We start from the raw sequence: 21177 nt of genomic DNA, 5'->3' as shown, positions 1-21177 counted from the left end.
CCAGCACGTGGAGATTGGACGGACCATTGACGCCCCCCAAGGTTATATGGCTCCATCCAATCTCCACACAGTCGGGGTAATGCGAAGCCTAGACCAACCCGTTCAGCCTTCTAAAGGTCGCCATGGAAAATGCTCTGATCCTAATCGTTGAGGATGAACCCAATATCGCAGAGATCCTCGACGCCTATTTTCAGCGTGAAGGATTTCGCACCGTCCGTGCTGGCGATGGTGAAACTGCCATTCTGCACCATCGGATGTTGTCGCCCGACCTCGTCGTGCTGGACGTCAATCTGCCCAAGAAGAATGGCCACGAAGTTCTCCAGATCATCCGTCAATCTGCTGACACACCGGTGCTTATGGCTACAGCCATGGGCGAAGATGTAGAGAAGCTGGGCGCGCTTCGCTTTGGCGCAGACGATTATGTGGTGAAGCCCTTCAATCCCCTTGAAGTCGTCGCCCGGGCGCAAGCCATTCTGCGCCGCGTGGCGGCGGGGGAGTCCCGTTCCAAAATCGTGCGCGCCGGTTCCCTAGAAGTGAATCTGGAGACCCATAGTATTCGCGTTCTAGGCCCTCACGACCAATCAAGCCGGCCAGACTTGACCTTGACCGAGTTTCGTCTGATCGCCCACATGGCGCGTGTGCCGCAGAAGGTGTTTACGCGTGCTGAATTGTTGGATGCGTGCCTGCCCGCCGATGGTGACGCCTTAGAACGCACGGTGGACAGCCACATTAGCAAAGCCCGCCGAAAGCTTGAACAAGCGGGGGCGGAGGGCTGCCTCGAAGGCGTCCGCGGCCTTGGTTATCGATTGATCGCCTTATGAAGTTTGGCAAAAACTTAAGCCTTCGGGTCCAGCTGATGCTCGCTATGGCGGGCTGTGTGCTTTTGGCGGTCGCCTTTGGCTATGGCGGGCTGAACCTGTTTGGCGAGTATCAGGTCACGCGCGTCAAGGCCGAACTGTCGCCAGAGGCACTTTCGGCCATCACGAAGCTTGAGAAGAACCAACTGCCTTCGACCGATGAAATGAAGGAGCTTTTGGCAACGGACGACAAAATCGGTCAAACAATTTTAGATCAGCAAGACTTTGCCCTCCTCGTCTTGAGTATCGTGGCCATGCTGGTGGGTGGGGCTGCAGCCATGTTTCTGGCCAACCGCATTGCAGCGCCTTTGGACGGTGTGGCGAGCGCCTTGCGAAACCTTGCCGGTGGGGACCTATCCGTCCGCGCAATTAGCCGCAGTCCAGGCTCTGCGGAAGCCTCCAAGCTTATCACCGATTTCAACACCATGGCTGACGCCTTGCAGCGATACGACCGTGAACTGACCGAAGGGGCAGCAGCCATCGCCCATGAACTTCGGACGCCCTTGACCATCCTGCGGGGCCGCTTGCAGGGCATGAAAGACCATGTGTTTGAGCCCTCCGAAAAAGAGATCTCCGGCCTAATCCTACAAGTCGAAGCCCTTAGCCGTATTGTCGACGATTTGCAGACTGTCAGCTTTGCCGAAGTCGGTATCCTAACCCTGCATCGAGGGCCGATTGATCTGGCCAAAGTGGTGGGCGAGCTGAGCCATTTTGTAGCCCCCGAAATCAAAGATGCTGGCATGCGCCTCAACTTGTCTTTGACACCTGCCTCGGTTTTTGCCGATCCGTTTCGCGTGCGCCAAGCAGCACTGGCTTTGATTACGAACGCCTGTCGGCATGCGCGCTCAGGCGGCGTGATCGACATTGATTGCGGTCTCGTCGGCGACTTTGGAATCATCCGTGTGATGGATCGCGGACCAGGCTTAAGTTCTCTCGCGGTTGAAAATGTCTTTCGCCTGTTCTGGCGGGAGGACCCGTCCCGCGCCCGCGACTATGGTGGCAGCGGCATCGGCTTGTCGGTGGTTGAGGCCATCGCCAGCGCCCATGGCGGCAGTATTACCGCCAGCCACCGGGCAGGTGGCGGTGCGCAATTTGAGCTGCGTATCCCGCAAAAGCCCGCCACCGCTGCGCCAATCGTCCATAAAGGCTCCACACAAGCTACATAGTCAGCAGCAAAATCAAAAGCGTCGGAGGCGATCCCGTCTCACCTGCTTTGGAGTTTGCCATGATCACCTTTTTCACCCTTTCCGCATCGTCCTTGCCCAAAAAGCAAAAAGCTACGCGCCCTCACCTGCCTTATGCAGAACGCAAGGTCCGTTCGGGGCTAACCAAGGCTCTGGTCGCGCCACTCGTGCTTGTCAGTGCGGCCAGCCAAGCTTCTCCAGCAGTCTCGGACATCAAGGGGGATTGGGTATTGGATGACGGGAACGCTGTCGCACGCGTTGCGCCCTGCGCTTATGCACCGAGCCGCCTGTGCGCCATCGTTATTCAAGAAGTCTTGGCCCCCGGTGAAGAAAGCGCCTTGAACCAAATCGTCGTGCGCGACATCCGACCAACCAAGCTAGGCCAGTTTTCAGGCCAATATCAAATTGGCCCACAGAAGACCTTGCCCGCCACCATCAAGATCCGCAGCGCGACTGTCCTTGAGATGAAAATCTGCATGGGCATCTTCTGCGATACCATCAAACTGGTGCGAAAGGTGTGAGGGCGACAGCCGCATGCTCCTGCCGCCCGAAAAGGCAGATCATAATGGAGGCTCCTGACATCATGGTGTCAGTTGGGTTGCGATAGAGGTCGAGAAGAGGCAAAAGGAGGCCTCATATATGGACGATCAAACCTTGGAAATCGTAACCTTTAAGACCGTTTCAGATGCTTCACCCGATGCTGTGCTGGTGGCCGGCCAAGGCATTCTGCCCTGGTTACACGCACAGCCGGGCTTCCTTTCTCGTCATTTAGGGCAGGCTGAAGATGGTCAATGGGTCGATTGTGTGCGCTGGGAAACAAAAGCCGACGCCTTTGCGGCTGCAGACGCGATCATGAGCGCACCAGGGGCAGCGGCCTTTATGGGCGTGATTGAGCCGGGTTCGGTCGTGATGCGTCACTATCACGTCACCTTAGCAGCCTAAGCATGCGCCGGGCCGATCGCCTCTTTGCGCTCATTCAAGCGTTGAGAGGCGGTCGCCTGCGGACAGCCAGATATTTGTCTGAGACTTTGGAAGTGTCGGAGCGCACGATTTATCGCGACGTGGCCGACCTCGTCGGCAATGGCGTGCCAATCGATGGCGCGCGCGGCGTGGGATATTTGTTGCGCGATGATTATTTCTTACCGCCCTTGCGCCTGAGCCAACTTGAAAAGGAAGCACTGACTTGGGGCGTCTCCTTTGTGGCGGCCCATGGCGATGAGGCAATCGCCACCGCTGCCCGCGAACTACAAATCAAGCTGCAGGCTTTAGACCGCTTTCACATGCCAACAAGCCGTCAACCCATGGTTTTCGCCGCCAAACAAACATCAAGCGCCAAGTCAGACTTGAAGCTTTTGCGTGAAGCGACAGCCAGTCGGCACAAGGTCCTGATGCGCTATCAAAGCGGTGCCGACTGCCTTTCCGAACGGATCATCTGGCCTCTTAGTTTAGAGCATTGGGGCAAAGTTTGGACACTCACGACGTGGTGCGAAACCCGCGATGCATTTCGCACCTTTCGATTGGACAGGATCGAAGCTTTGACCTGCCTTACCGAACGCTTCACCGCAGAGTCTGGCAAGACCATGGCCGATTTCCTTGCAAGCCTTGAAGAAACAAAAAGGGCTTAAGGGTGGATCGCAAAATCAGCGCCATGCGGAACCTAGGCCCGACCATGGCAGCGAACCTTGCCAGTATCGGCGTCCACACGAGTGCGGATCTGCAAAGAATAGGTGCCGTAGAGGCGTTTAATCGGATGCGCCTGATTCAGGGCCGCCAGATAAGCCGCATTGCCCTCCACGCGATGTTTGCTGCCTTGGTCGATTGCGATTGGCGCGCGCTGCCAGCCGACATCAAAGCTCAGCTCGACCAAGAAGCCGGGCTCGCGCCTAAGCCACGTCGGCGCGGCGGGTAAGCCTCTGCTAATTGCTTGCCCTTGACTGGCGAACCTTAAGGCAACCAATCACACAACTGTAATAGCCCCATAGCCGCATTTCGCTTTCACCGATAGAAATCACCTATTAAAGGTAGCGTTCCACGGTTTAAGGCCAATTTGAAATGATCAGTTTATTCTTAGCAGGCACTTTGATTGCCCAAGCAACTTCAGACGTTACCACAACTCAACAGCCAGCAAGTCCAACCGCGGCTGAGACTAAAACCAGCGACCAGGCGACAAAACCGCCCCAGCAGGTCGATACGATTGTCGTCACGGCGCGCGCCCCAACGCGTGAAAGCCGAATTGACCGCGTCGTCTACGACGTTCGCACCTTGCCGGACGCCCCAGCTTCTGTGGCAGTGGACGCGATTGGGCTGCTGCCCGGCGTTTTTGTGGGGGCCAATAATCGTATCACCATGGTGGGCGGTGCCTTTGTAGCCGTGTTGGTGGATGGCAAGTCCATGCCAAGGGCCGCAGCACTGCAGATCCCGGCCAATCAAATCGCCCGCATCGAAGTCATGTCCAATCCCCCTGCGGAATTTGCTTCCAGCGCGCAAGCCGTGATCAATATCATCACCAAAAAGGCCCAAGAGGACAACAAGCTTGGTGGCTCTCTCGCTGGCAGTATCAATACGATCGATAATCAAGCGATGACACTCTCCTTCAATAAGGGGATGAAGCCTTGGAGCTTTAACGGCTTTCTTCGCGTGGCAAACGAAGAGGAGGCCTTTTGGTCACGATCTGAAGGCGTTTCTGGAACGGGTGCCAATCGGGAGCAGGAATCCGGCATCGGCACCGGGCAACTAACCGCAACCAACGTCAACGTGTCGCTTCGCGCTGTCCGAAAGCTTTCAAATACAAATTCGCTGTCGCTGAGCTCGAGCTACTTTACGGGGGAATTTGCGTACGAACAGGACAGTATCGAAACCCGCACTTTGGCCAATTCTAGAATCGTTTTTCCAATTTTCGGAAGAAGTTGGTCTCCCGCATCTCTTCAATATCATTCAGTGGGATTCAATTCGGAAAAAGAAGACAAGTACAAATTCGATGTTGACCTCACCTTTAGCGATAACTTGAACAAGTCCAGCTACCAAAGTCAAAGAGGGGAACAATGGTTTTCAAACCGAGAGCGTAAACAAGAACGCACTTTAGAATTTGAAACCAGCTTTGAGAAAACCTTTAGCGCGGGTCGCGTTCTGTCACTCGGAACAAGCTATAAGAATGAAGACTTTGAATTCGCTTTCTCAGACCTTGGCTATGTCGGTCCCAGCATCATTCAAGCAAATCTCTTCAAGGCCCAACAACGAGATCAAGCTGCTTATGCGTCCTTTCAGTTCAAGCTCGGCAAATTTGGCTTTCAACCGGGGCTTCGCGTCGAAGACACCGAAATTGATTGGACCGATGGCGCGGGCCTGCTTTCTGGGACAACCTCCTATCAACGCGTGCTGCCAAGCCTATTTATCACCCGCAACTTGGGTGGCGTCGGTACGCTGAAAGCCAGTTATAGCCAAGGCACAACACCGGGTTCCTTGGCCGAGCTCAGTCCATTCCGCCGCGCATTCGGTGTGGATTATGCGACAGAAGGCAACCCAAAGCTGGAGCCTGCTGATCGTCAGACTTTTGAGCTGACCCACGAAGTTGAAAAGCATGGCGTATCGCTCGTCACCACCGCCTTTTATCGCGATACCAAAAATGAACTTTCGTTCGGGTCGCGGCTGATCGAGAATAACGTAGTCCTCGCGACAAGCGTCAATCTCAGTCGATCAGAGGCTACAGGTGTCGGCTCAACCTTGAAAGGCAAATTGGGCAAGAAGCTGACCTACAACTTCAGTTGGGAAGTGAGCGAAATTTCCTTCTCTGACCCCCGGGCCGCGACCGGCCAATCCCGCGTGGAGGAAATCCAGTCAAATGGGAAGGCAAGTATCGACTACAAGCCAACCCCTAAAGACCAGTTTGTCTTCTCCACCACCTTCAAAAGTGATGAGTATAGCTTAGGATCTATTGAAGAGGGCGTATGGACCAATTCAATCCAATATACACGTCGCTTGCCCAAAAAGGTGTCTTTGGTTGTGACAGTGACCAATATCGGCGTCGAAACGGACCGCCGAATCCGATCCTTTGGGCCAGACTTTAGCTCTGAATCCCGCAGCTCTAACCCTTCACGGGCGTTGAAGGTTGCTCTGTCGAAAACATTCTGAGTCGGGTTATGTTAAGCAGGGCAGTACCCCCTTACCACCTCGACGCCAAGCCAGCCAAACACCAAGCTTTTGGCATTTACGACCGACTGCTTAGCCTTTGACACTAGCGGGGCGCATATGCGGGGGCTGCATCAAAGTCGGCCGACGTGAAGGGTTTCGCGCTGAACAGGAAGGGATAGTAATAGGTTCGAAGTTGGGTGTGATAGGCCCGAATGCGATCCTGATAGTCCCATTGGGCGGACATGTCGGTGCCAGCTATCCGGTACAGGGCTCTCTGGATTGCAATTGGTGGCAAGGCCAGAGCGACAAGGCCCGCACGGGCTTCGCGCTCCACAATCCCAGCTCGATAAGCGGTCGACAAAGGCTCAACCTGCTGATCACCCAAATGCTGGAACGCATAATACCATTTCCATTCAAAGGGACGCTGCATGGGCGGCGAAGTCGCATATTCCGGATAGAGTTTGTAAAAGCGCTGCAAGGTCGCATCGCGATCTATATCCCAGGCATCATGCACCGCCTCGCGGTTCTCGCGCATAATGGCCGCCCCGTCCGGGATTGGGGTGGCTGCATTAATGACCAGATTGGAACCGGCAGGCGCAATCAAGGTAATCACAAACCAGATGGTGGCCAGTACAGCTGCGTTAGTGGGTGAGCTACCCGCACCCTTTGCGACCCAAGTCGCAATGAGGGTCCAAAACCCAAGCAAAGCGAGAATGAGCGCGGTAAACGCGATCGTGTCGCCGATTCCAGCCCCACTGATTAGGGCACCGCCCCAAAAGACGACAACAAGCACCGAACTGACCAAACCAAAACGGGCCGCAACACGGGGAAGCCAAATGCGCACCCACGCCTTTGGAACGGCCTGCAAACTCGATAGTCGCCCGGCCTCGCGCTCTCCCGACCAAAGATCGTAGAAAAGCACGACCAGAACTAAGGGCGCCAAATAGATCAAGACAAAGGCAAAATCGAAACGACCCGGTAGTGCCAACTCTGGGTTTTGGGCTTCGTTCTCATAAATTTGGCCCTCCAGCGCCAAAGCCCGAATACGCAAGGTAGACGGGGCAATATCGCGCTGGCCGAGGGCGGCAAACGCAAGGGCAGACGGCGGGTCCCAAGTCGGGTGAAAGCGATAATAGGCCGCGTCGCCCGCATCGGTGGCAAAAACCTTGATCGCGGCCGTATCTTTCTTCTGCAAAGCGATAACTTCGCTCATTGCGGCCTTTTGTCTGGCTACTTCCTGCAAGCCCAAACCGACGGACAATGCGGCCAAACCCGCCAGAAGTGCAATGGCCCAAACACTTGCCCTTTGGCGCATGAGGAAATTGATTTCACGCCAAACGTGTTTCATAGCGCCCTGCCCTCCAGAACGCGCCTACTCCAGACGGCCAAAACCAACATGGCACCCAGCCAGAGCGAAAGCGTGAGGATTGGAGCGAGCGCGGCAGACAAGCGCTCTGCAGCGCGGGTGGGCTTGAATACAAAATCTGGCACCTTGGCCCAATTGTCGGCAGCAATTCGGGTGCGCTGCTCGGCCGCCCGATCCTTGGATCTGGCTGCATCATCGGCATGGTTCAGTTTGTCACGATGCAGCCCGTTCAGATACTGCACCATAGCAAAGCGGTGGGCTTCGCTTTGCTGCAGGAAGCGTAAATGGGTCTCAAGGTCGGTCCCCGCCCCGGCCATTGAAACATGGCGCACGGCAAGGGCCGGACTTAGGATCGACAAACCAGACACAATTTGACTTTGTGTCCGTTGAACGGTGGCGAGCTCAACAAAATACTTATCAAAGAGCCGCGAGGTCAGCGCTTCACCCTCGGCAGAGACAGCCCCCCGGAAGTTGAAGGGCAAATCCTCGACTTTGGTCACACGATGTTGGGCCAAAATGCGGGCCTTAAATGCGGCGAAGAACGGATCGTCAGGATTGTGACTATCGCCCAATTGGCGCAACTCGGCTTGGATCGTCAAATCTGTGGTGGCTCGGCTGTCTAAGGGGGCAAGACGGCTTGCCAATTCGGCGGCCCCGCGTGGGGCGACAATGGCGACAAAGCACCAAATGCCGATCAGGCTTAACAATGCGCCCTGCCCTGTTTGGGCGAGCGCGGAGGCCGCAACAATACCCACAACCCAGATCAGCACATAAAGTCCATAGCCGAGCCCAATCATCGCTGCGGCACCCGCTTCGCTCGGCATAGCCAAGGCCATTAGGAATAGGGCCAGCCAAGCTGGTACCAAGGCAACCAGCCCGATTGAACCAAGAGCCAGAGTCTTGCCGAAGATGATATCCCCCGCTGTGACACCCGAAGACAGGAGGAGCCTTAGACTGCCACGCCCCCGCTCTCGCGTGATCATCGAGAAGCCCAGAAAGATCAACAAAAGCGGTGCAAGAGTTTGGAGCACAAAGGCCGGCGTCAACTGGCCAAAGCGCATGAGGCTCGAGTTCTCGCGCACCGCAGAAATGGTCGCACTATTCTGACGATGACCTTCCAAATAAAGCGTCGTGCCGCTGAAGGGATCAATGCCCGGGTCAAACCCGGCGAGCGTGCCAATCGGTCGGAATACATAGCTGCCGTAATGCACCATGCGGTGAGGATGACGGGCGGGCTGCGCTTCAAATAGCGCATCGGTTTGGGTCTGATTGGCGAGGCGGCTTAAGCGTTCCTGCGCCATATGCGCCTGCGAGGTTGCCGCCGCTATGGTCGACAAAAGCAGCAAAGCAACCACACCAATCAAGGCCACACGCGAACGCACCATTAAGGCCAGCTCAGCCCGCGCTATGAGACCGGCGCGCCTCATACAGGCGTGTTTCCGGCGCGCGCTTGAGTGAATGCGCCATAGAGTGCTTGTAGATCAAATCTCGGAAGTGTGCTTTGCGCCTGCCACTGTGACGCCAATTTGCCGTCGATTATCAGGCCAATCGTGTCGGCCACATCAACCGCACCCAAGAGATCATGAGTCACCATCAAGATCGCCACATCGCTTGCCTTGAGGTCCAAGAGGAGCGCATGGAAATCCTGCGTAGCCTGTGGGTCCAGACCCGTTGTTGGCTCATCGAGCAAAAGCACGGGTGTCTTCCGCAACAGGGCGAGCGCGATCGCTGTCTTCTGACGCATGCCTTTGGAAAAAGCACTCAAGCGTTGATCCTGAGCGGTAGGATCTAAGCGGACCTGCGCAAACGCCTCTACAATCTCCGCATTAGTGCGTGATTGGTTAGCAAGGCTCAAGAGATAGTCGACATTTTCGCGGGCTGTCAGATGCTCATAAAGCGCAACGGTTTCAGGCAAATAAGCGATGGCGGCGCGCACAGCATCAGGTTCCTCGGCGGGGTCCTTGCCGTCTACTAGAACCTGCCCACTCATAACGGGCAAAAGGCCCAAAGTGGCAAACAAGGCAGTGGACTTTCCAGCACCATTGCCACCCAGCAGGGCGTAAATATGCCCCGCCGGGACGCTTAGCGTCAGGCCGTCCAGCACGCTGCGACCGCCGCGCATTACCACCAATTCGTTGAGCGATAGACCTTGCCCCCCCATCCTATCGAACCCCTAGAAACTGTAGCGCAAAGCCACTGTCACATTGCGCGGGGCACCGGGTGCAACCCACAGCCTGCTAAATGAATTGGTGTAAAAGTCAGTGTCAGCCAGATTAGTGACCTGAGCAGACAATTCCAGATCATCGGTTAGATCATAGGTCGCAAACAGTCTTAGCGTCGTGTAGGCGGGCAATTCAAATGCCGTCGCCGTTTCACCCAGACGCTCGCCCACAAAAAGAACGCCACCGCCTATCTCTAATTCGCGTCCGCCGACCTCATATTCTTTCGAGACCAGCGCACTCAAAGTGTGTTCGGGCACATTGATTAGGCGGTCGCCCTTTCTGATCAGCGCGGCGAAATTGGGATCAAGGCCATCCTTAGCAACTTGGGCGTCCACATAGGCGTAAGATATCCGCAGATCCAGTTCGCCGGGTAGCTCTGCGGTCACATCTAATTCAAGGCCGCGGCTTTCCGCCTCGCCAATTGCCAGAGAGAAGCCTGCATTGACCGGGTCGGCGGTGATGATGTTCGTCTTAGTCATCGAGAAGACAGCAATCGTGGCTTCCAAATCGCCATCCAGCAACGTGATTTTGCTGCCCAATTCGAAGGATTCCGATTCTTCAGGTGCAAAGGCCTTCCCGGCAAAATCTGTTCCCGAATTCGCTCTAAAGCCTTGGCCATAGGTCCCATAGAAGGTGATGACGTCGGTGGCTTCAAAGACAAATCCAGCTTGCGGGCTGAACTTGGTTTCGCTGAAGGAGGTGGACGTATTATTTGCCCGGTTCAAACCATCGGCGGAGAAATCGTCATATCGCCCACCCAAACGGATATGCAGGCGGTCGCTGAGTTTGACTTGATCTTGAATATAAAAGCCCCAAGCCTCTTGTTCATCCAAGCGGTTGGTTTGCGGGCCCGGTGTTGGCAGCGGGAATTGGCCATAGATGGGGTTGAAAATATTGATGACATTGCCCGCAGCCGCGCTTGGATTGCCGGCTACCGAGGGTGGCCGAACGCGCAAGAATAGCTGATCATTTGAAAATTGGTCATAGTCAAAGCCTGCTAAGAGGCGATGCTCAAGCGCGCCGGTTTCAAAACGCCCGCTGATTTCGGCGCGGTAGACGGTGTGTTCGGCTTCATAGTCTCGGAAGCGGCGCTGACGCGACAAGGTTTGACCATCGACGAACAGGCGTTGCCGGGCCGTGGCGAGTTCGGCTTCGGTGGAGAAGCCTTGCAAATCGGTGGCCCGATACCCCGCCCCGACCAAAAGGCTCCAGCTGTCATCAAAGTCATGTTGAAGCTGCAACTGGTGGCCGGTTGCATCGGCCTCGAGCGGTCCATCACCGGGCTCGCCGAGGAAACGCGAGGCTGGCACAACATCCAGCTTATTGTTGAGCGAGACGACACCGCGATCAAAGGGCAGTTCTTGGCGTGTGATTTCACCTTCATAAGTTAGGCTGGTTTTCGGGGTGATCCGCCATTGCGCAGACGGGAAAACACCAGAGCGCTTGGTCTCAAGCGTATCGCGGAAGCTATTGCTTTGCTCATAAAACCCATTCAAGCGCACGGCAAACGCGTCATTCAAAGGGCCCGTCCAATCGCCATCGACGCGCACTTTATCAAAACTGCCGAGGGCGAGCCCAATCGCACCTTCGGTCTCAAATTTCGGCTTCTTGGTGACCAGATTGACGGCACCGCCCGGCTCGCCGCGGCCAAACACGGCCGCGCTGGGACCTTTTAAAATCTCAATCCGTTCAATTCCAACAATGTCGCGTGGTCCGCCAAAGCCACGACCGGCATTGAAGCCATTGACGAGATAACCGCTGGGCAAATTCTCGTCGCCTGCAAAGCCACGCACGGCGAAATTGTCCCATAAGCCACCAAAGTTGTTTTGGCGTGCCATGGATGCCGATAAGTCTAACGCATCGGAAAGACGGGTGATCCCAACTTCTTCCAAAGTATCTGCCGCTAAAATGTCGACAGATTGTGGCGTCAGTTTCAAAGGAATGTCGGCCCGATAGGCTTGGCGCTGAGCCGTCACGACAATGGTTTCCGCTTTGGCTTCCTCTGACGCCGGATCAGCAAAGGCCACAAAGGGCGTCAGTGTCGCGCCAATCAAGGCGCTGGATAAAAATGAAAGTCGTCGAATTGTCATGGTGCCTCAGCGCCTCTTCAATGGATCTAGGTTTGAGTTCATACACAATTTCTATGGATTGTTATATTATCACATAACATATGTAAGGGGGAAAGTGCAGCGAGGGACCTGAAAACGGTTGTCGATGCCAAAAGATTGATGGACCTCCGTATTCCGTGCGTTCCCGACGGCGGCTGGGCTCTCTTCACCTTTCCTTGTCAGACGGTTCAGCTGAGGAGCCAACACTCTGACATGCGCCCCGGGGGCGGACGTCTTGAAGGGGAAGCCTTAGGTGTAACATCGGGCAGCACAAGAGAAATCGGCTATTTCACCCGCACTGGCATCCAAACCGTCTCCTGCTCTTGATTTTTCGGCCGGGATGAGGACACCCTCTGGCCAACTATCGCCCGTTTTCGCAGGATATTGCCGCGCATCACGGGGGCTAAAGTAAGGGCTTTGATTTTGGCGAATTGCTGAAGACAGACACCTATTTGTTGAGTAGCGATGCCTTGCAGCATTCAAGAAAGGCTTTAGCCAACCGTGAAGGTGCCGGATCTGCGGTTACGAAGGCATAGTCTTGGCGAATGTCAGGCAAGAATGGGCGGAGTACGATTTGATCCCGCACATAGGCACTCGCCAGAGCATGGTTGACGATTGCAACGCCAACTCCACGCGCGGCCAAAGCACACGCGCTGCCAATTGTGTGCGTTTCGACCAGAACAGTCGGGACAACGCCAGCAGTTGCGAATGCGGCCTCGACTTGGGCTCGAGAACTGCTGCCCAACCCCAATAATATGAGCGGAACATTGCGCAAAGCGACTGCATCAACGCTTTTGGCTTTTGCAAGATCATGCTGGGCCGGGATCACGCAGGTTGTCCCGCATTCCAAAATGGACTCCGCGTTTAAATCAGACCTTTCCAAGGGAAGTTTGACAAAGCCCGCATCAACAGCGCGCGATGCAATCATGGCTTTCACGGTATCAACCCCGCCTGAATCAAGTGTCAGGCGAACTTTGGGATAAAGCTTCAAAAAGTCTGCCGCGATCTCCGACAAAAATCCTTCCAGCAAGCTGGGGGGTGCCACAATGCGTAATTGACCGGACCGAAATTCCGCAATGTCGCTGGCCAAAATCCTTACCCGGGCGATATTGTCGAGGGCTCTGACAACTTCATCATAGAGCAAAAGTCCATCCGGACTGAGGGTGAGGCGACCCTTGTCCCGATGGAAGAGCTCGAAACCAATATCCTGTTCAAATTGAGCGATCAAACGACTTGCAGCTGGCTGACTAAGTCCCGCCTTCTTTGCAGCCGAGGTGACAGAACCCATTCGAACGACTTCGCGGAAAATCTCCATTGCCCGCGGATTGAAGTTTTTGGACGTCCGGCTGGCAAGTGCCTTGCCCATTTAGTATTCTTCGCTGCGCACGAAAGGCACGATGATGCAGGATGGCGTTTCAGGGCCAAAGTGCACCTTGTTCGTTGCCACAATGGGCTCTGGACCCAAAAGGCCTGCGGGGTGACCAGTGTTGGGATTCACATCAAAATGGGGGAAATTGCTGCTGGATACGTCAAGCCGGATGCGATGACCCCTCACAAACAAATTACTCGTCGGGAAAACTGTCACTTCAATTGGATAAACTTCCATTGGCGTCATGAGCTCAGTTTTCTCGCAGGCGTTTCGAAACCTCAAACGCAGAATGCCATGACTTAGATTCATTGCATAGCCATCAGGATAGTCTTGATTTGGCGGATAGACATCCAAGAGTTTAAGGCAGATGTCGGTGTCGACGGCGCTAGAAGACACCCAAAGCTTGGCCGTGATTGGTCCTGTGACCTCGAGATCACGGTCCAAGACTTCCGTTTGGAATGAGGCAATGGACTGACTTGGCAATTGACCTTGATCAAACGCACCCGCCTCCATGACCGGTGCCCCTGACGCGATCGCACCACCGCGCGTGCCAACAGGGTTTTTCGGGTCATGAACCCAATGGATCGATCCGCTTTGTTCGCTTGGCTCAAGGCTTAGGATGCTTTCTTTTGTCAGATAAAGCGGCGTCGCGACAGCGTTGGGGATCGGCCAAGTTGGCTCATTCCGCCATTTGCCGCCGTGGTCCATTTTCCCCGCATGTGTCTTTAGCCCTGAGCCACCGCCCATGACAAATACTTGGACCAAGTTATTCTTCAGGCGCTGTTCGGTTGGGGTCGCAATTTGCTGGTCAAACCAATCCAACCGCAGTTCGTCATAGCCGATCGCGATATTGCCATCCAAGGGGGCCGAGGAGCCAAAATCAACATCGCCGGAATGGGTTACTGAGCGCTGCCCATGCGTCCAAGGTCCCAGAATCATTCGGTATGGCCCGGCTTTGCGCTTGGATAAGCCTTCGAAGTTCTCGATGGTCGTTAAAGAATATGGGTCATACCAACTACAAATGAACATCGTCGGAGCATCGGAGAATTCTTCGTAATTGGCGGCTGCATAGAGGCCCTGTCGGCGCCAAAACGCAGAAAAGGTTTCGTTGCGCCATAGCTCTAATACATAGCTCTCATATTCTGGAGCCATGGCCAGCGGGGATCGGCCTTCCGACCACGGATTGATACCAATCCAATCTCTAATGTTCTGAGCCTCTAGATTTGCTCGACGCACCGGATCGTTTAACGTTGCCGGTGACAAGCGGGCATGGGTCATGGCCCAAGTAAGTTGTTTAAGCTCAAAGGCGCCGCCTTGGCGAATGCCACTTTTCCAGGCGTTAGAAAATCCTCCCGAATCCCAAACCATCGCCGCCAGCCCGTGTGGGTTCAGCGAAGCGAGCGCGGCTTGAACATGGGCACCGTAGGACAATCCTAATGTCGCAACTTTTCCGTTGCACCAGTCTTGCGCCAAAAGCCATTTCAGCGTGTCCTCGCCATCATCGCCTTCATTCACATATTTCGAAAAAACGCCTTCTGAGCCGTTTCTTCCCCGGCAGTCCTGCAGCACATAGGCATAGCCCTTGCTCGCGAACCAACGAGCAATTTCAGGCCTGGTTTTTGGGACAGGATTTAAATAGGTTCGGTCACCATGATTGCTGCTTTGCTTACCATAAGGGGTTCGCTCTAGCACCACCGGTCGCTGGCTCCTGCCGTCTACTGGTAGATAAACATCCGTCGCAAGCCGAATACCATCGCGCATCGGGATCATGACATTCTGAACGACTTCCACACGACCAGGCACCCCCGCGTCGCCAGCTGATTTATCGTTCGTGTTCACAAGCGCGTTGGCCATTAACGGACGCTCCCGTGGGCGATTGTATAGGACGCGGGGGCATGGGGCCCAACTGGCAGATCAAACCCGACCCAGATCATCACGAGGCTTAAACCGGCCACCATAAAGGCAATCGAAAAAGGGATCATCATCGCGATTAAGGAGCCGATGCCAAAGTCGGGAACCCAGCGCCGGCACATAATCAACACCAACGGAAAATTGGACGCCAAAGGGGTAACAATGTTGAAAATCGAATCGCCCATCCTGTAGGCTGCGGTTGTCATTTCAGGTGAAATGCCAAGAAGCATAAGCATCGGGACGACGATGGGTGCTAAGGCGCTCCATTTGGCGGAAGCCGATCCAATCACGATATCAAGGCCTGAGGACATCAATAATAGCCCCGTCAGCATGGCGGGCTTCGGCAGGTTCAAGCCTTGTAAGAGCTCTGCGCCCTTAATCGCCAAAACTGGCCCCAGACCGGACCATGAAAACATCGCGATAAAATGGGCGGCGGCGAAAATCAGGACCAGATAAGGAGCCATATCGCGCATCCCATTGCCCATCATTGAGATGGCATCATGGTGCGTCTTAATCGTCCCTGCGGCGCGTCCAAACGCCCAACCAGTTGCGAGAAACAGCAAGAAGAACCCAGCAATCAAGGCCTTGTAGAACGGCGTCATCTGCGCTGGCCCCACTGCCTCCGTGTCAATGAGGGGTGCAAAGCCCGGCCAGAGTGTGAGGGCCGCAAATAAACCAACAACCGCTAGAAATGCGACGCCAGCATGCCGCAAACCCCTTTTCTGGTCTGGTGTTATCTGACCAAGGCTGGCTTCTTCCTCACCGAGAGGGGAGCTGGATCCGGTCCATTTCCCAAGTCTAGGCTCAACGACCTTGTCGGCGACCCACCAAGCAATTGGCGTAAAGACAATCCCGATGGATAGGGTAAACCACCAGTTTCCCAAGGGGTTCATGACAAAATTCGGGTCGATAATTTTGGCGGCGGCTTCAGTTATGCCAAGCATAAGCACGTCAAATTGGCCCGGAATATAATTGCCCGCGAATGCACCTGATATGCCCGCATAGGCTACTGCTATGCCCAAAAGAGGGTGCCGCCCAGCTTGGGCATAGACCAATGCCGTCAAGGGAATCATGACGACATAAGCCGCGTCGGACGCGTGATGCGACAAGACACCAAGGACAAAAATGCACGGTGTTAAGGCGCTGCGGGGGACTCGCCGGACCGCGCCGCCCAAGAGCGCGGCAAATAGGCCGGAACGTTCTGCGACAGCAGCACCGAGCATAACCACCAGCACAAGTCCTAGCGGTGGAAACGCTGTCATCGTTGTTGGCATTTCAACCAGCAGTCGCCTGATGTTCTCAAGAGAAAGCAGACTTTCAGCCTGAACCGTCGCGCCACTTAGCGGATTAACGGCCGACCACCCTGTGCCTTCGGCCCAAGCAGAAAGGATCATTAGGACGATGATCAAAAAGCCGAAAATCAGCACAGGATCAGGCAAGCGATCACCAACACGCGCAATCGTATCGAGCAGGCTGGATTTAGCTGGTTTCTTCTTAAGTGATAGACCGGTCAAATCCATGCACTCCTTCTGCTGCCATGCTTACGAAATAGGTGGTTCAGGCGTTAGCCTAGAACTGCATACCTAATCGCAAGGAATAGGAACGGCCCCGAACATCATAAGTATAGATATCAAAGTTGATCGGCGCGTTAGCATAGGAAAGCGGCGGCATTTGATCGGAAACATTGTTCACGGCGAAGCTAATGGTCGTGTTCTTCCACGGCAGTTCATAGCCGAACTCAATATCTTGATAAAAAACCGCCTTCGTCTGGCTATTCTTGACCGTATTCACAACATCCGTCGTCTCACCAATGTAACGGCCGCGCCAAATTGCATTCCAAGCGTCCTTATTCCACCGCAAGGAGGCCTGCCCCTTCCAGTTGGGATAGGTCGAACGGGGTCGGTCTCCCAGTCCGGCGCGCTCGTCAAGAATGGGTGCGCCACCTGTTGGATTTGGGCTCGTGGTCAGGAAACTGTCGAGATAGGACGCGTCAATTACCGCCGCAAATCGTCCAATGGACGTGTTAAACTCGTAGCGGAGCGTCGCGTCATATCCGCTCGTTTGAATTTCACTCAGATTTTGTGCGCCAACCAAAACAGTGCGGATCGAGCCCGTCGAAGCGTCGCGATTTACGAGCGAGCAGAAGACACCGCCCTGAGTTGCACATAGGCCGAGAATTTGGGTCACAGATTGGGTGGCGATTGCGTCGGTGATCGTGATGTCAAACCAATCAACGGTGAAGGAAAGTCCGGGCAGAAAGCTCGGCTTAATCGCAAAGCCATAGCTATAAGTGTCAGCTGTTTCAGGGGTTAGCCCCAAATTCCCGGCCAAGGTTCCAGGAATAAGCCCGTTGAGATTGAAGTTTTGCTGATTATAGCCAACGGGAATTCCGGCGCAGCCGGGACGGGTTGGATTTGCAGCGGCTCCGCCATTGCAAGGATCGATCCCTTGAAAGCTGGTTTCCCGTCCACCCTGATACAGTTCCAGAATGGACGGTGCCCGGAAGCCTTGCGAGAAGGTGCCGCGAATAAGGATATCGTCCACTACGCGCCAGCCAATGCCGACTTTCATGGTCGTAGCCTCTCCTACCGTGTCATAGTCTGAGTATCGGGCCGCAACACTGAGATCTAGGCTCTTGGCAAGCGGCGCATCTCGCAGCAGGGGGGCTGATACTTCAACAAAGGCCTCATGCAAGGAGTATTCACCCGTCGTCGGCGTCCTGGTTTGAGCCGAGGTCGTGGTGTAGATGGCCGGAATGAAATTAGGCGTCGCATTTACTTCTGCGTCTGGAATATCGACCGCCTTGTTCTTGCGGTACTCGTAACCGGCAGCGATGGATAAAGGTCCAGCCGGCAATTCAAACAAGTCGCCCGTGACGTTGAACGCAATATTCGTAAGCTCGTTGGAATTATACTCTCTGGCGGTAAAACGAATGTAGTCGGCAGCGGCAGCCGACATGGGTCCAAACAGATTGACTGGAGAGCATCCTGCTACAGCAGCGCAGTTTGCTGGATTACCCAACGCCAGAAATAGGCGGTCATATTGGACGCCATTTTCCGCAGACGTATCGATTGCGTTCTTGGAATAGCTCATGAAAGCATCCCAATTCCAATCACGTGTGCCCCACTTGAATTTGCCTTCAAGGCCTGCGGCAAGGCGATCTGTTGTTACGTCCTGAATGTTGTTTCGGTTACCAATGTCATACATTACCCGCCGTACCCGCCAAGCTTGGGTCGAGGAGAAGGCAAGCGCATTGGCCGTAGGCACGCCATTTGCGGTACCAAAGGGATTGAAAGCTTGCGAGTTCGCAATACCAAAGCCCCGGATAGTCCCCGACGTGCCACCGATATCGAGTTGGACAGGCGAGAATAATTGATTGGATTGGCGGGTGCTTCGCAGGGCTTCAACTTTTAGCTTCAGGTTGTCTGACAGTTCAAAACCAAGTCGGGCGTAAAGACCAAAACGTTCGCTTGGCCCCACGGAGTAAATGCCCTGTGCCTGAGTGTTAAAGGCATCAGCCGGCAAAGCCGCTGTGCGAAAGCCGTCGTCGGCCAAAGCGCCAACGCCAAAGCCGCCAAGCGCCCGTGCGGTGATCGGGGCGGTTGACGAGGCAAAGCCCGTAGGCGTTCCAAAATAGGCATTTCCAGAAAGCCCCGGAAGAATGAAAAGGCCCCGCTCGCTGGTACCTGGGCCCGCTTGGGGCACCAAAGTATTCAGGGTGAGATCTCTATCAGCCGTGCCGATCGGATCCTCTTTGATATAGCTTGCCGAAACAACGAACGACGCGCGATCAAAGGTCTTTCCCCAATTGACGACAGCCGAAAATTGTTCGCCGTCACTTCTAGACGTTGTCGCTGTTTTCAGGTTCAGACGCAGGCCATCAAAGTCCCGGAGCGTCTTGATATTGACGACGCCAGCAATGGCATCCGCACCATAAATAGCTGAAGCACCATCCTTCAGTACCTCAATACCTTCAATCATGCCAAAAGGCATTGTGTTGAGGTCAACAAAGTCGCGGAAGCCGCGCTGGCCTACGCCATCCACCCAACGATGTCCGTCAACGAGGACCAACACGCGGTTGCCACTGCCCTCCGCCCCACCGAGATAGCGCAAATTGATTGAACTCGCCCCATAGGATGTACCTTGTGTTCCGTTGCTATTCAGACTGACGCCGGCTGAAGGTAACTTTTGAAGCACATCACCGATCGAAGCTGCGCCTGTATTGCGCAAATCCGCCCCCGTAATTGTCAGAACCGGACCAACCGAATCCGCGTCGCGCCGCTGAATCCGCGATCCTGTCACGATGATGGTCTCGACGGCTTTTTCTGGCTCGGCCGACGTTTGGCTTTGGGCGTGGGCAGATATTGGAAGTGCAGCGGCAACCATAGCAAAAGACAAAGCCGGATAGGCGACGCCTGTTTTCAGTTTTCCCAGTTTAGATTGGATGATGCTTAGCATGGTTCGCCCCCCGATTGCTTTTCCGCTGTTCCCACCGCCAGAAACAATGAGCCATTTCAACAGCTACCTGCCTTCTTAGAAGCTATGCAATACTATCACTTTTTCACATCTTACTATGCGTAATTGGCATGGAATAGATTCCGGGATGAATGTGCCCTAATCGAGTTGCAGGAGGACATTCTCGATGGATAGGCGCGTTTTGCTTGGCGGGCTGGTAAGCGGTGCCAGCATGGGGATGTTTCCGAGTGCAGCATTTGCACGGCAGAACAAGGTGACTCTGGCTTTCTTAGGACAATGCTTGATCGAACATGCTCCGACAGGTTCGCAGTGGCCCGGTCAAGAGGGGGTACTTAAGGCGTTAAGTCAGTCAGATCTGGCCGTTTCAAATTTTGAATCTGTTATCCTAGGGCCTCGTGCGGGGGCTCCTACCCGTGATTTAGAGACGTTGCATTCGGCAAAACCAGATGTTTTGGATACTCTCTATCGCGCTAATATCCGTCTTGTTGGTTTTGCCAATAATCATGCATTTGATCTTGGCACCGGCGGAATTCTCGACACTTTGGATGCACTTGCGGCCGCGCGAATGACGGTGGCCGGTGCCGGGACTAATGAAGCTCTGGCAGCTAAGGCCAGCTTTCGATCCGCTCGCAATCAAGAAATCGGCTTGGTTGCCTATGCGACCGGAAAAGTGCGCGTAGGCGGCGCGGCAACTTCTGAACGCGCCGGGGTAAATGAAGTGCGGGTTAGCGAGGCTGGTGTTATCCTTGACGAAGATGCCAATAAAGTCCTCAGCGCCATAGCCGACGCCAAGCGTAAGAGCCCGAATATTGTGGTTTGTCACCACAATCATTTGTGGGAGCCCAACCAAATTCAAGTTCCTGCTTGGCAACGGGAGTTCGCAAAGCGCTGTGTCGATGCGGGCGCTTCAATTTTCATCGGGCACGGCGTGCCAATGGTTCAAGGTATCGAAGTATATAAGGGGGTGCCGCTTCTCTATGGTCTAGGCAATTTCATTTTCCAGACCGAGAAGCCGGTAGGTGCCTACCCGCCTCAGGCTTGGCAAGGTGTCATCGCAACTGGCAAATTTAGGGATGGGGCATGTACCCGACTGTCGCTGACGTGCATCCTGCTCAACGAAATAGGCTTGGCCGGTCCAAGCGATACGCAGACCCGCGGATTCCCGCGTCTGGCAACCAAGCCAGAGCGAGTGACATTTTTTGAAAGGTTCCAGCAGCTGAGCCGACCTTTCGGCACCCAATTAGTCGTCCAAAAATCTGGCGCTATTGAAGTGGCCCTATGAGCAAAAGGGCAACTTTCAACAATTCGCTTCGTGCCGTTTGGTGCACAACGCCCAAAGAATGCACCAAAATCCCCGTTTGCTACCAATGTTCTAGTGGTCACCGCTACTACGGCAGACAGAAGTCGTTCCAGATCATTCCGTCAGATTCTTCGTGTTCCGAACCCGATTAGTGACAAGCCCCAGCGGGGTTTGTCCTCGACCTAAACTGTCTTGAAAGAAATGGCGCGCCCGGAGCGATTCGAACGCCCGACCCTCAGATTCGTAGTCTTTTCAT

General features: G+C 54.7%; 16 protein-coding genes. 8 read left to right on the top strand and 8 right to left on the bottom strand.

Annotated elements, in window-relative coordinates; translation table 11 throughout:
* Positions 1-122 precede the first annotated feature (122 nt).
* The 7 genes from ACOVRA_RS08390 (at position 123) to ACOVRA_RS08360 (ending at position 6169) form a co-directional block, all read left to right on the top strand.
* Entirely contained in the window at positions 123-821 is a 699-nt protein-coding gene (locus ACOVRA_RS08390; RefSeq protein WP_298226676.1) for a response regulator, read from the top strand.
* Positions 818-2023, top strand: a complete 1206-nt coding sequence (locus ACOVRA_RS08385) for an ATP-binding protein (protein WP_421719892.1) — start codon at positions 818-820, stop codon at positions 2021-2023. The genes ACOVRA_RS08390 and ACOVRA_RS08385 overlap by 4 nt, the downstream gene beginning before the upstream one ends.
* Positions 2024-2082: 59 nt before the next feature.
* Positions 2083-2562, top strand: coding sequence for a hypothetical protein (locus ACOVRA_RS08380; RefSeq protein WP_421719891.1), 480 nt, complete (start codon positions 2083-2085; stop codon positions 2560-2562).
* A 118-nt stretch (positions 2563-2680) separates the two neighbouring features.
* Complete coding sequence (locus ACOVRA_RS08375; RefSeq protein ID WP_298226670.1) at positions 2681-2983, top strand: hypothetical protein; 303 nt, start codon at positions 2681-2683, stop codon at positions 2981-2983.
* A gap of 2 nt (positions 2984-2985) precedes the next feature.
* On the top strand, positions 2986-3666 hold the full coding sequence (locus tag ACOVRA_RS08370) for a helix-turn-helix transcriptional regulator (RefSeq protein ID WP_298226668.1): 681 nt from the start codon (positions 2986-2988) through the stop codon (positions 3664-3666).
* A 2-nt stretch (positions 3667-3668) separates the two neighbouring features.
* Positions 3669-3950, top strand: coding sequence for a TfoX/Sxy family DNA transformation protein (locus ACOVRA_RS08365; RefSeq protein ID WP_421719890.1), 282 nt, complete (start codon positions 3669-3671; stop codon positions 3948-3950).
* A gap of 143 nt (positions 3951-4093) precedes the next feature.
* Positions 4094-6169 carry a TonB-dependent receptor plug domain-containing protein gene (locus ACOVRA_RS08360; RefSeq protein ID WP_421719889.1) on the top strand — a complete coding sequence of 692 codons (2076 nt, stop codon included), beginning with the start codon at positions 4094-4096 and terminating at the stop codon, positions 6167-6169.
* A 103-nt stretch (positions 6170-6272) separates the two neighbouring features.
* On the opposite strand, the gene ACOVRA_RS08355 is transcribed toward ACOVRA_RS08360, so the two are convergent.
* The 8 genes from ACOVRA_RS08355 to ACOVRA_RS08320 form a co-directional block, all read right to left on the bottom strand.
* Entirely contained in the window at positions 6273-7517 is a 1245-nt protein-coding gene (locus ACOVRA_RS08355) for a DUF3526 domain-containing protein (RefSeq protein ID WP_421719888.1), read from the bottom strand.
* Complete coding sequence (locus ACOVRA_RS08350; RefSeq protein WP_421719887.1) at positions 7514-8962, bottom strand: ABC transporter permease; 1449 nt, start codon at positions 8960-8962, stop codon at positions 7514-7516. Before ACOVRA_RS08350 ends, ACOVRA_RS08355 begins: the two co-directional genes overlap by 4 nt.
* Positions 8959-9696 (bottom strand): ABC transporter ATP-binding protein, encoded by a 738-nt coding sequence (locus ACOVRA_RS08345; RefSeq protein WP_421719886.1) that lies wholly within the window; start codon positions 9694-9696, stop codon positions 8959-8961. The genes ACOVRA_RS08350 and ACOVRA_RS08345 overlap by 4 nt, the downstream gene beginning before the upstream one ends.
* A 12-nt stretch (positions 9697-9708) precedes the next feature.
* The gene (locus tag ACOVRA_RS08340; RefSeq protein WP_421719885.1) at positions 9709-11847 is read right to left on the bottom strand and encodes a TonB-dependent siderophore receptor; all 2139 of its coding nucleotides are present in this window, start codon (positions 11845-11847) and stop codon (positions 9709-9711) included.
* Between the two features lie 466 nt (positions 11848-12313).
* Complete coding sequence (locus tag ACOVRA_RS08335) at positions 12314-13231, bottom strand: LysR family transcriptional regulator (protein WP_421719884.1); 918 nt, start codon at positions 13229-13231, stop codon at positions 12314-12316.
* Complete coding sequence (locus ACOVRA_RS08330) at positions 13232-15088, bottom strand: CocE/NonD family hydrolase (RefSeq protein WP_421719883.1); 1857 nt, start codon at positions 15086-15088, stop codon at positions 13232-13234.
* The gene (locus ACOVRA_RS08325) at positions 15088-16665 is read right to left on the bottom strand and encodes an AbgT family transporter (protein ID WP_421719882.1); all 1578 of its coding nucleotides are present in this window, start codon (positions 16663-16665) and stop codon (positions 15088-15090) included. The genes ACOVRA_RS08330 and ACOVRA_RS08325 overlap by 1 nt, the downstream gene beginning before the upstream one ends.
* Before the next feature lie 49 nt (positions 16666-16714).
* On the bottom strand, positions 16715-19603 hold the full coding sequence (locus tag ACOVRA_RS08320; protein WP_421719881.1) for a TonB-dependent receptor: 2889 nt from the start codon (positions 19601-19603) through the stop codon (positions 16715-16717).
* A gap of 184 nt (positions 19604-19787) precedes the next feature.
* Here ACOVRA_RS08320 and ACOVRA_RS08315 point away from each other — a divergent pair, with 184 nt between their 5' ends.
* Positions 19788-20903: a CapA family protein gene (locus tag ACOVRA_RS08315; protein ID WP_421719880.1), complete on the top strand. Its 1116-nt coding sequence runs from the start codon at positions 19788-19790 to the stop codon at positions 20901-20903.
* Positions 20904-21177: the final 274 nt, after the last annotated feature.

Origin of the sequence: Aquidulcibacter sp., assembly GCF_049239865.1 — a bacterium.
In the GTDB taxonomy this organism is placed as follows: domain Bacteria; phylum Pseudomonadota; class Alphaproteobacteria; order Caulobacterales; family Aquidulcibacteraceae; genus Aquidulcibacter.
The sequence above is the reverse complement of the archived record's forward strand: the minus strand, read 5'-3'. Positions and strand labels throughout refer to the sequence as shown.